Source organism: Dehalococcoidia bacterium, assembly GCA_041649635.1.
GTDB lineage: Bacteria > Chloroflexota > Dehalococcoidia > E44-bin15 > E44-bin15 > JAYEHL01.
Map to the genome: position 1 here is coordinate 93,281 of JBAZMV010000002.1, position 11,927 is coordinate 105,207.

The 11,927-nt window shown below is 47.0% G+C and carries 7 protein-coding genes and 1 riboswitch; of the genes, 2 read left to right on the forward strand and 5 right to left on the reverse strand.

What is annotated here, in order from left to right:
• Positions 1-68: 68 nt before the first annotated feature.
• From WC562_04275 to WC562_04285, 3 genes are all read right to left on the reverse strand, one after another.
• A complete protein-coding gene (locus WC562_04275; GenBank protein ID MFA5055375.1) occupies positions 69-254 on the reverse strand; it encodes a hypothetical protein in 186 nt (61 codons plus the stop codon).
• A 205-nt stretch (positions 255-459) separates the two neighbouring features.
• The gene (locus WC562_04280; GenBank protein ID MFA5055376.1) at positions 460-951 is read right to left on the reverse strand and encodes a hypothetical protein; all 492 of its coding nucleotides are present in this window, start codon (positions 949-951) and stop codon (positions 460-462) included.
• A gap of 167 nt (positions 952-1,118) precedes the next feature.
• Positions 1,119-4,418: a PKD domain-containing protein gene (locus WC562_04285; protein ID MFA5055377.1), complete on the reverse strand. Its 3,300-nt coding sequence runs from the start codon at positions 4,416-4,418 to the stop codon at positions 1,119-1,121.
• Between the two features lie 3,317 nt (positions 4,419-7,735).
• A riboswitch (cyclic di-GMP riboswitch) is annotated at positions 7,736-7,816 on the reverse strand.
• Positions 7,817-8,129: 313 nt separating this feature from the next.
• On the opposite strand from WC562_04285, the gene WC562_04290 reads away from it, so the two are divergent.
• Positions 8,130-8,423: a hypothetical protein gene (locus WC562_04290; protein MFA5055378.1), complete on the forward strand. Its 294-nt coding sequence runs from the start codon at positions 8,130-8,132 to the stop codon at positions 8,421-8,423.
• A gap of 89 nt (positions 8,424-8,512) precedes the next feature.
• Positions 8,513-8,857, forward strand: coding sequence for a cupin domain-containing protein (locus WC562_04295; GenBank protein MFA5055379.1), 345 nt, complete (start codon positions 8,513-8,515; stop codon positions 8,855-8,857).
• 301 nt (positions 8,858-9,158) lie between these two features.
• On the opposite strand, the gene WC562_04300 is transcribed toward WC562_04295, so the two are convergent.
• Positions 9,159-10,913 carry an AIPR family protein gene (locus WC562_04300; GenBank protein ID MFA5055380.1) on the reverse strand — a complete coding sequence of 585 codons (1,755 nt, stop codon included), beginning with the start codon at positions 10,911-10,913 and terminating at the stop codon, positions 9,159-9,161.
• A 157-nt stretch (positions 10,914-11,070) separates the two neighbouring features.
• Positions 11,071-11,811, reverse strand: a complete 741-nt coding sequence (locus WC562_04305) for an ABC transporter permease subunit (GenBank protein MFA5055381.1) — start codon at positions 11,809-11,811, stop codon at positions 11,071-11,073.
• Between the last annotated feature and the right edge of the window lie 116 nt (positions 11,812-11,927).

Genomic DNA, 11,927 nt, shown 5'->3' on the forward strand with positions numbered 1-11,927 from the left:
ATCGACATAACGCAGAAGAAGCTATCCTATAATGGCGTGAACGATTGTGGAGTTAATAGTATTCCGCTCTAATCGCGGGAAAAGACAATCACGCAGGCGAATAACAGGAAACCAACGCCCAGTCCGATGAACATGCCGGGGACCAGGCTGTCCACCGCAAAACCGACGCCCATGCCGATGAATAGTCCCGCGGGGATGAACAGGCCGCTGGCTCCCTTTTTGCCGGACTTCTTGGGATTTTGCGCTTCAGACATTTTCCGCCTCCTTCAATTCATGAACAACATTTATTGCTGAAAGTAAGATGATAGACCAATCATTTCCAACTAGTCAATTGGGCCCCTTCCGTTATCGTCCGCCGATACAAGGATGCTCACATTGCCGGTGCCCGCTTCGATGAAGTCCGTTGCATTAGTTGCTAAATTACTATTGAGTCTGGTTTGGAGTTCCTTAAGGATAATATTAGTTTTTCACTTCGGAATCTTTTTTCTCCGATTCCTTCTTCTCCAACTCTCGTTGGCGCAGCATTGAGAAGTAGTTTTTCCTATCGAGGATAACAAGGATAAGAGGGATTAAATAGATTAGAGTCCAAAAGATAAGCATAATGAGAATCTCAGAATAATTAACAGCATCTTCAGAATACTTTGCAAAGTCTATTGATTCGTATAAATAAATTCCTATAGGGCAAAGAGCAATAATAGAAAGAAGAGTCACAACAATTATCCAAGACCGCTTACTTCTTTTTAATAGAAAAAAGCTCGAGGCAAAGTAGAAGATACTCCCAATAAACAGAATCAATGCAATAATAATTGCTTGTTTAAGTTGTCCCGTATTGAATGAAAAATAAAACGAATAAGGCGACCATATTAAAAGAAAGATTATCAAAGCCGCTCCTATGATTATCAGCCACCACACTGCAATCTTGGTTTTAGTCGGGAGCTTGGCTTTATTCATACTCACACCCTCGCTTTGTGTCATCTATTTAGGCTGTTACTTTCAGTGTAAAATATCACATATAGCACCATGTAACAATAACTATGCATGCGGCATCTATTGGGTAAAATGCAATCGATGCCGCACATACTTGCAGTTCTCTCTATCCTACAATTCACCGAGTTCTTTTACTCGTTAGTGATAGTCACCTCGATATAATCCGTCCATATACCGCAATTCCAGGAAAGGCCGCTTCTCTGGGCACAGGCAAGTATATACAGGTTTCCTGTTGCATCTATGTAGTTCGAGCAATTAGCCACGATGTTATCGATCCAGGTCACGTCACTGGTTGTGTTCTGTTGATTATGAAGCTGTTCCCATGCACCGCTTGATGGGTTCCATATCTTAAGGGTTGTATAGTAGATCGTTTCTCCGATGGTGCCGTGCCCCTCCCACTTGAGGCCGATGTTACTGATGGCGGACGGGCTTTCCGCGATGTTGAACTTGAAGAGCTCGCAGTTCCTATCAAATGCGCAACAGCCTAGATCATGAGAGATGCTCGATAGCCATCGCGAATCATCCGAGGCGCTGAGTGCGGAATAGACGGATGCTCCGCCTTCGATGTAGCCGTATGAGTTAGCAAGGTCGGCCGGTGTCGTGGGATGGCCGCCGTTCCAGTCTATCATATGCACATGTCCTTCCCAGCACCACTTGTTCGTGCCTCCGCCGCTGGCGAAGGTGTATGTCGTTGTGGACGGAGACGCCGGAGTATTCGCGGCATTCACGTTCAATGCTATGTAATCCGTGAATATACCCTCGGTATCTTCGGTCAGCCCTCTCCCGTCATCGTCCGCCGACACAAGGATGCTCACATTGCCGGTGCCTGCTTCGATGAAGTCCGTCGCGTTAGTGGTTATGCCGCGGTCATAAGTCTGAAAGATTTTACTGCCGGGGCTGGTGACATCTACAAGGGTATGCCATGAGCCGGTCTGGTAATTCCATATCTTGAGTTTAGTGTGGTATATCAAATCACCGTTGTCGCCGTGTCCCGTCCATGTGATCGAAAGGTTTGAAACGCCGGCTCTGTCCTGGGTTATTGTATATACAAACAATTGTGAGTGTTCCCAGGGCAACGGGAGCGATTTGTAGCCGGTTTGCCGCCAGTAGCTGGAATCATCGGCGCTTATCCGTGAGTATATGGAGCCATCGGCGGTTACAAGGGGATACGAATAACTGCCGAAAAAGTCGGCGGGGCTTGTGGGATATCCGCATCCGTACCATTCCAGGAAGCCCCATGTCCTTCCCCATGCCGACAGCTGCGGCTTGATGATAAACGTTACCGAAGCCGCTGCGACATTGCCGGAGCTGTCGGTGACTGTTACAGTCATCGTATGTCCTCCCAGTGCCAGAACGGCTGGGTCGATGTTTTCGCCATCAATGGCGTTGCCATCGAGCGTGATTACTACATCCGGTGTCTGATCGCAGATATCGACGGCCGTGTAGGTTACAGCTATCGGCCCCTGCGTGTTGATGTATATGCGGCCGTCCTCCGGTGAAGCAATGCTTACCTCCGGCGATATAGTATCAGTTACAGTAACTGTCATTGTGTCGGTACCGACGCCGCCGTCGTCATCTGTCACGGTCAGCGTCACCATGTATATTCCGGGATCGCAGTATGTATGCGCGGGAGAGAGCGTGCCCGAGTCGCCGGCGCCGTCCCCGAAGTCCCAGCTGATTGTATATGTATCAGGGATGCCGGGATCGGTGAAGCTTCCGCTGAAAGCTACCTCGGTGACGCAGCACTCGGCGTTCTGGTCCGGGCCCGCGTCAACTGTAGGCGCGACATTGTTCACGGTCACCGTCGTCGTGGCGAAACCCGTCGTTCCCTCGTCGTCGGTAACTTTCAGGCCGATGTTGCCGCTATAGTCGTCCGTCCAGGTGTTCTGTATTATTGCTCCCTGGGCATCGGAGAAATCGCCGTCGCCGTTCAAATCCCACTCGTAACTGACTATCGAGCCGTCTGGGTCATATGAAGCGGAGCCGTTGAAGGTTATCGCCGAGCCTTCATCTCCCGTGTACGGGCCGCCCGGGTCGGCGATAGGCGCATCGTTCACGTGAACGGTCAGGGTATCGCTTCCAACGCCGCCGTCATCGTCAGTTACCGTTAATGTCACGGTATAATCGCCGCCCGAGGCGTATGTATGAGTCGGCGTCAGAGTGCCCGTTACTACCGGCGTGCCGTCGCCGAAGTCCCATGCGATGGTATGAGTATCGAGCCATCCGGGATCGGTAAAGCTGCTGTTGAAGTTGATCGTTGAGCCTATGGGCACATCCTCCATGTCCGGCCCGGCATTTACTACAGGCGCGACATTGGCTATCGTCGCGGTGGTCGCAGCCGTGCCAATCGCACCGTTATTATCGGTGACGGTAAGTGTCACGGTGTATGTGCCGTTGTCACCGTATGTATGAGATGGAGCAGTCCCTGTTACTGTCGCTGTGCCGTCGCCGAAATTCCAACTGTAGGCAGTTATAATCCCGTCAGGGTCGTGGGACATGCTGCCGTTGAACGTAATGGCAGAGCCTTCATTGCCGGTGTAAGGTCCTCCGGTGTCGGTGACCGGAGGATGGTTGACGTGGACTGTAAGTGTATTAATGCCGATTCCTCTGTCGTCGTCGGTGACCGTCAGTGTCACCGTGTAGCTGCCGCTAGAGGTAAAGGCGTGCGTGGGTGTCAGTGTTTCCGTTACCGTGGGTGTCCCGTCTCCGAAGTTCCATTCTATGGTGTGGGTATCCAGGACTCCGGGATCGGTGAAGCTGCCATTAAAGCTTATAGTTGAGCCAACGAGTACGCTCTCGATATCCGGGCCCGCGCTGACTGTCGGCGCGACGTTATTTATCGCGACCGTTGTTGCAGCGGTGCTCGTAGCGCCGCAGTCGTCTGTTACTCTTAGGCCGATGTTACCGGAATAGTCATCCGGCCAGGTATGCTGTACCACTGTGCCTTGAGCGTCCGAGAAGTTTCCGTCCTCGTTCAAGTCCCACTCATAGCTGACTATTGTTCCGTCCGGGTCGTAAGAACTGCTGCCGTCTAATTCTATCTGTGAACCCTCGTTACTTATATATGGCCCACCTATGTTAGATACTGGCAGCCTGTTTATTATTTCAAAAAGCTGGCTATCATAGTAAGGCAGGTAGTCCGTATCACCGTCAAAGCCGTACTCGATGTAGTAGTACTGGCATGGGATTTGGTTGAGCGTGAGAGAGGCTGTTGCTATGCCGTTGTAATCGGTCACGGCCGATACGGATTGGTTTCCGATCGTGAAGTTGATGGTTTTACCGGATAATCGGCTGCCGTTTTCAGTGGATAGGGTGGCTGTTAAGTTGACCGTGTCAGATTTGAAACCGCTGAGGGCTCCGGTATAGCTGAGGTTGGTAGCCGTTCTTTCTTTTACTTCGAATATATAAAGGTCAGCGGGAATTTCTTCCATAGAAATATTCTGTGCCAATGTTATTGGTGTATAGCCCCACTTATCTTCTGTCGGTGATGCTGTGAGAGTAAACGTGTCTGTGTTGTTTGCAGTGGACCATGGTATAACCTGTATTGAATAGTTCCCAAGCTTCCGATCAGGAATCCAAACTACGTTACAAGAGGAACTATTCCCATTAATGTCGTATTCCTTTGTTATATACATTGCTCCCGGTATTTGGTTTACATCTTTGCTTATCACAAGGCCATCAGGATCGGTAACAACCATATCCACGGGGCAGTCAGCCCTATAAGTTACAGCGTGGAATAAGTCTTCATCATGGTTTATGTTAGTTTTATCGTTTGGGTCTAGCTTGACGATTTGGACCCATGGCACATTTAAGTTGCCTGGTATTGTGACACAGGGCATAACGAAGTTTACCTGGGGAGAATACGGCTGTCTAAAGATCACCCACTTCGTTATAGCCATACGATCACTCAGTATATAGTCCTGACCAAGGAAATGACCTGAATCACCTGGATGATGATGCCCTGAGAACTGTATTGCTAGATAGTCTTTGTAGAACCACAGTGTTTGTGCTATAGTGTCCTTTTCTCCAGCAGAAAAACCCATCATTTCTTCTTCTATATCACCTACTGGCCAATATGTACCAGTATAAGGGCCTTCAAATGGGTGATGTGACAGGATTATGACATTTTTCCCGTTATCTGTACTGTTTACATAGTTATAAAGATGTTGGGTAAACCAATTCCATGTTCCCCCTTCAAAGCTATGTAGATCGCCTTCAGGACCAACACCTGGATTGCGGTTACCAGGCCAAGGGATAAAGGGAGCATGATTCCTGGTGTTGAAATCCAACCCTATGAAGTGGAAACCGCCGTATTCAAATTCAAAGTTTTGGAAGTAGCTGTAAAAGTTAGGGCTTGTCTCAGTATTCAGTATAGGTATAGGCTCTTTCCAAGATGAAGGTAGTCCTAAATCGTCAGCGAAATTTTGATAAACATCATTCCACATGTTGCTATTGAAATAGTCGTTGAAGTATATATCTGGACCGTCCCCATTGGTTATCGGATAAGGGGCTTCGGTATCACCAGTATAAGGCCAGATATCATGGTTGCCTATTATAGGCAACCATGGCACAGATAAAGTATTTAAAATATCAATAGCCGCCTGCATCTCCGATAGTTCCGCACTTGAAGTAATATCGCCTAAAACTGCGACAAATTTGATTTTATCAGTGTTAACTCTTGCATTTATTTTTTGTACCGAACTCATTAAGTTTTGAAGTTGCTGGTTCTGAATATCTTCATTAGAACCATAAGAACCATTGTCATTCCATCCAGGATATCCGAAGTCATTGTCAGAATCACTTTCTCCAACATGCAGGTCCGTAATGATAGCAAATGACCAGGGCGTTGCAGTGGGCGTAGGTGTGGGTGTAGGAGCCGGCGTTGGCGTAGTTGCCGCGCTTTCTGTGATGAAGTGCTGGATTGAAGAAGATGTAATGGAGCCGCAGTCATTGACTGCTTCGATCTTCCAATAGTAAGGCGTGTTATAGGATAGCGGTTTCGTTACGGAGTACTCACTGCTAAGAATGTATGCGGCATATAATGAAAGATAATTTTCATTAGTTCCTAAATATAGGTCGTAATATTCGACGTCACCTGAGGCGGACCAGTCCAGATCCGGAGTGGTATCAGTGGTCTCGCCGTCGATCGGGCTGTAGAGCACAGGTTTGGTAGTAGTTGGACAGGGGGAAGGTGTAGAGGTGGGGGTGGGGGTCGGGGTTGGTGGGGTGTCTTGTGTGTATTTTATTTTAAGATAAGGCCAGTATCCATCTCCTTTCATATAATCCCAGTAATCGAACTGGTCGCCATTTCCAAAAGTAGGGGGCTGACTCAATCTATCAGCATTAGACATCAAACAGAATTTAGTGATATCTCCCGGGTGGATCAAATCGTAAGAACCCCTCATTCGGATGGAGCAATAGTCTGTAGTACACCATGACGATGCTCCTATACTCCCGAAAGGAGTCTGTTCAGCGCCAATATAAGGCACTCGATTGAAGTCCGATGCTCTTAAGGGAATATGAGGATATTCGGGCTGTTCTTTGTCATTTTGTGCGGATAACACAAACAGATCGGCACTTGATAACTGGGGTCCCTCAATGCCGTACAAATATATCCAGGCACCAGTTATTGTAATATCCTGTGGCAGTTCCTGTGTATTGAAGTACAGGAATCCTCTCATAATTTGATAGTCTGAATAGGTTTGTCCGTCAGTTCCTATATAATTGCTCATATCTTGTCCGGCGGACGCCCACATATAGTTTTCAGATCCGCCGTGTTTTGTATTGATATGAAGAGTAATTTCGGCCCCGAGGTTGCCCGTTCCATCATCGGCGTGTGCCGATTCATAGCTGGTAGGATGGTAACTTTCGATGAATCCGTTGTAATCCGTGGAATAGTAAGGAAAGGTTGGATCAACAGTTACCGGGTATGCAGCGCCATGAAACTCGCTGGCGTTTACTAACTTATCATCGCTTATATTCAAGGGATTACGATTTGCATCATAGGCAAAAGGCTTATTATCCCATGAGAAATTTCCGGTCTTCAGGGTGTTAGACTGAATTTGTATGTCGCCGTTAGGGTCCGTATCGAATACGTATGTCTCGGATAGAGCTCCTTCTATGATCCTGATTCTCCGTACGCATATGCCGTAATCCCATTCAATGGTGTTGTTGTGGTAGTTCTCATTTTCAGGGTCGGTTTCTAGGAGTACGGCATCTCCTATTACCGGGACGGGAGTATTATTGAGGAGAACGGTCGGATTCCAGATCATCTCCTCCCCGTCTTTCCCTGTGGTCGCAATTGTCCTGCGGACGCTTAAATTAAAGATGTTAACTCCGGCATGCCACTTGCCGTTCTCCGAATCCCAGTAGAATTGCGGATCGATCTTGGTTACCAAATCCGGCATGTATATGGGTGCCGATTCAATGGTGGCGGTATACTCGTAGACCGTCCCGCTGGGTATAACTGTCTCTCCGACAGCATTTGTATAAGGACCACTAAACGTATTTGTAAGTACTACCTCCGTGTTCTGGTTTAGAACGATTATACCGGGTTCAGGTTCTTCAGCCGCGGCACTTTGAGGATTTGTCAAAGGAATAGAAGCTGCCACAGCCATAGAGCTTACGATCAAGATGATAGCTAGGACTGTGAATGCCAGACCTTTCATCGAATACCTCCTAATTATCTTTTCAACAATAAAAAAAGCTTTCCTCTCTCAGAGAAAAGCTCGCAAATGCTCAACCGGTCTCCGGCAGCCCAGCCATCCTTCCTCGTTCAGGACCTGCGGCTTTGCGTCCCCCGATTCCTCGGGGTTTGCCTTTCTCGGAAATTAATAATAGCTTAGTGGGTTATTTTAAAATTATCCTGCTGGGTAATAATATTATCATGCGGTGTTACGGCATGTCAACAGTTCTTTTTGGGGATGTTTGTGTTGCTGCTATTGACTATCGTCTAGTCAGAAGGCTGCATGTAGTGCTCAGTGACAAAGGGTTATAACGGTGGTGGATGATTAATATGTATTGACATACTTTATTTCCTGAATTAAAGTGATACTATCTTATGTATCATCATTTGACTCTTATAGGTTTTATTTAGAAGGTTATGCGCTAGAGTAGTTCTTGGAAATGCTGGAGAGTAAATAATGGAGAACGAATGCGAGAAATTAGTTGATGTAAGGGGAAGAGGGAAAAAAACTGCGGGTGCCATTTTGCTTGCGATAGGGATTGCGTTTCTTGTTATTGGCATTATTTTTAGTGTTGGTGCACTATCATCTGGGGGGGGGGAATTGGACCGAGCATTTGGAATGGCATCAGGTTTTGTTGCATTTAGTGCGTTTGTACTAAGTTGTCTCTTCATGCTAATAGGATTAATCTTGTACTTCGTAGGCAGAAGCCAGTCCAAGAGACAGAAGAATCAAAACATTCCCCATGCTTAGTAATAAGCTCCTTTAAATTGTCCGCCTAAACAAACTCCTGTTATAATCTTCATCGTGCATTGCCGCTCAATATATTTCTGGAGGCTGCTATGCTGACTAAGAAACTCAGTGAAGTGGAGAAAAGTATACCCCAGATGCAGGGCGCCGAGGGCGTTCACAAGCAGGTCCCGCTCTCGGTGAAGGACGGGGTCCCTGTGTTTTCATTCCGTGTATTCACCATTGCGCCGGGAGGGCACACGCCTTACCATCAGCACCCGTTCGAGCATATGAACTACGTGATCGAGGGGAGCGGCGTCCTGGTCTCGGCCGACAAGGAACATGAGCTTAACAAGGGTGATTTCGCGCTTGTCCTGCCCGATGAGATGCACCAGTTCAGGAACACGGGTAAAAGCGACCTCGTGATTATATGCGCCGTGCCTAAAGAGTATGAGTGACTGTTAATAGTTACCCTTTGAACTGTCATTCTGAATCTTCCCGCAGAACGATGAAGAATCTCGTCATTTCCTGTTGTCCCCCGATGTTTCGGCCATCGTGTAGGGGCGTCCTTCCGTGGAAGGATCGCCCCTACGATTATCGAACGCCCCCTCGGATGTATCACTTCCCCCTCTTTAATCAAAGAGGGGGATGACAGGGGGAGTTCGTTCAGCGCGTGCAACGAGGAGTGCTGGGAGGGGTGGGGGTGATCCGGTGTCCATGAGAGAGAGCGGACAAAAAATTATAATGGAGTTACTAGGATTATTTAGTGTCTATTGAATCGAACATATCATACTGTGATGGTAATACCGATTCGTCTATAGGCAATTTCCCAGTTAGAGAACCGTTGATTAGAGCAGATAGCTGTAAGCACTTCTGGTAGTTTTTAAAGAACGTGTTTAAATAGTGATAGGGAAAATCATGATTAATGACAGTTGCAGCACTCTCAAGCATCTTAATTGTCAAAGATATTGTTTGTTCTCTAACCTCTTCAAAATTGATTTGTGGATTATCAAACGAATCTGTCGGTAGTAGTTTAAAAACTTCATGTAGAATAAATCTATTACCATGGACTGCTACCAAACGAGCTGTCTGGGTGCGCCTTTCCTTTTCGCGAGCAAGTGCATTATCAACGCTACGTAGTGTTTCAACACAACGCCACATATATCTTGCACTGAGTTTGTCGTTGAATAGTGTTGTATATGGTGGACGCTTAATATCAGACCATAAAGTACTAATTTTCTGTTTTGCGTCAACTGCTAATTGCAAATCTCCGTTCGCGCAAGCTAGAGCTATAGCGGCTTCTTCAAATGCACAACCTTCGTGGGGTGGAGTTAAATCGCCACCCTTATATGCGTAAATCTTGTTTTCGTCTAATAGAAGATCTTGTCTAAGTCTTTCCTGTAAGGGGTCTAAAGAAGCGAAATCACGTCGTTCAATTTTATTCTGGGTATTTGTTGCAGTAGTTACCTCAATAGAGAAATCTGGTGGACATTCCTCAAGCGAGATAAAACGGACGAGTACACTAGCCTCGTTGAGCTTTTCAGGATAATATTTTGCCATAGAGGCTATACAACCAACTGTTTGAGCTCCGTTTACAATGGAAACACCTTCACAGACGAATAAGCCTACACTTTTATCTGATCCTCCACGTGGCTTTTTCCCTATTTTTTTGCATAGAATTGTAATACCGTTATTAAAGTACCAAAATTCTGCGGGGCTATTTTCTAAAGTATTTTTAATAGATAAGTTGACTTCTGTATCTCCTTTGAATTTCCGTAAATTACGAGCCAATAGGCGGTTGTTATTTGCTTCGTACCATTGAGCTATTTCTACAGCTGGTACTTGGCCATAGTAGGCAGTATAGGGTTCTTTTATAATGCCCCAGTGGTAGAGGGTAACATCTATATCGATAGTGTTCCCTTGTAAACATCCAGTTATTACATCCAATAGCTGCTTTTGGCTATATAGTTTTAATGATAATACAGTAGTGGGAACGTTCATTTCTGCTAAGTAGTCATCAAGTGGTTGTTTAACAGGTTGTGACAGGTCTTGTGTACCTGTATAGGCTAAAACAAGTTGAAATGTGACATCTGTGTTTTCTAAAGCTTTTGTGATTTCATCTTTTTTTGCGATGACTTTTGTGTTCGAGAAACGATCGAATTTTTCTGTTAAAAGGTCTCGTATTCCCTGAATATATTTTTGTACTTCCCCTACGTTCGGAGTTCCGTTACCAGATGATATCCACTTAGATTGCACAATATATACAATGTCTGTTTCAATATCAAAGTATAATGCGTCGATACCATTGTCACCAAACCCATCAACTATTGAGGCTGAAGCAGTTTTTGTATCAATATCAGCAGCGTGGCCTAATGCGAGCGCTGCTTGACTTCGCGTTAGGAAGTGTTTTTCTAGCTCTTCTTTTGGTCTATTTTGAATATCAGATAGGTCTATTATCCCGCTGTAGGTTTTTTCAAGAGCAGTTTTGATGCGGTTTACATGAATTTGGCTCAAGTTCCTTCTCCTGTTTAATTAAACCAAATACAATTTAATACCGTACTGGCATCTCAATATTTGTATAGTTACCTAACGGCAATTCGTAAATAACCGATCGGGTTTTCCTGATTATACACAGAGGTCTATCAAGTGTAAAGCTGAGGTGAGGCTGACTTCATACTCCCTTACTGGACAAGACGATGTTCTCTTTATTCAGCAATCGCGAGAGATAAAGGATAATCGCCCAGACAACCGCCGTGCCGGCAAGATACCACAGGGCGAAAGCCCATGAGGCTACATTAACGGCTCCCGTGGCCAGCCCTATTGGCAGCCCCATCATCAGCCCGAATCCCAGGATGAAGGACGGAGCTAAGGCTATCTCCGGGTTGTTGGCTATAGCGAAAAGCACCATGAAGGCCAGCAGGCCCAAGAACAGCAGCGGATTGATGATGAAGCCGGTGAGCAGCGCCGGGGCCGGCAGGATGAAATGCCCGGCGGAAGGATTTATCGCGAACAGATTTACCGCCAGCAGCACCAGCAGCGCGGCGATGACGGAGACGGCGTAGCCGGGGAGGAAGACGGCCAGGCATTTGCCCAGCCAGAGGGCGCGGGGGGTGAGTGGGGTGGCCAGCAGGCACTCGATGTTGCCGTTGATCTTCTCTCTGGTTATCGGCAGGGTGGCGAAGGACCAGATGAAGCTGATGAGGATTAGCAGCGGCATGAAGTAGGCGATAAGGCCCGTAATCAGTTCCAGCCCCGGCGCGGCGGCCGCTTCTCCTACCCATTCCTGCTGTCCCAGGACGATGCTGATGCCCGCCGCCGCGGCGATGACGATTAGCACGGACACAATGACTATGATGCGGAAGGCGTTGCTCTGCCGCAGCTCGCGGAAATCCCTGTTAAGGATGATGCTCATCGCTCTCAAGTCTGTCTCCTGTTAAGACTATTGAAGAAGTCTTAATCAACCCCCTAAATCCCCTGTATATTGGTCATCGGGTAGGGGCAGGGCTTGCCCTGCCCGATGGAAGGGCG

Excerpts from the sequence above, each read along its gene's own strand:
- WC562_04275 (MFA5055375.1), bottom strand. The coding sequence starts at position 254 with ATGTCTGAAGCGCAAAATCCCAAGAAGTCCGGCAAAAAGGGAGCCAGC.
- WC562_04280 (MFA5055376.1), bottom strand. The coding sequence starts at position 951 with ATGAATAAAGCCAAGCTCCCGACTAAAACCAAGATTGCAGTGTGGTGG.
- WC562_04285 (MFA5055377.1), bottom strand. The coding sequence starts at position 4,418 with ATGGAAGAAATTCCCGCTGACCTTTATATATTCGAAGTAAAAGAAAGA.
- WC562_04290 (MFA5055378.1), top strand. The coding sequence starts at position 8,130 with ATGGAGAACGAATGCGAGAAATTAGTTGATGTAAGGGGAAGAGGGAAA.
- WC562_04295 (MFA5055379.1), top strand. The coding sequence starts at position 8,513 with ATGCTGACTAAGAAACTCAGTGAAGTGGAGAAAAGTATACCCCAGATG.
- WC562_04305 (MFA5055381.1), bottom strand. The coding sequence starts at position 11,811 with ATGAGCATCATCCTTAACAGGGATTTCCGCGAGCTGCGGCAGAGCAAC.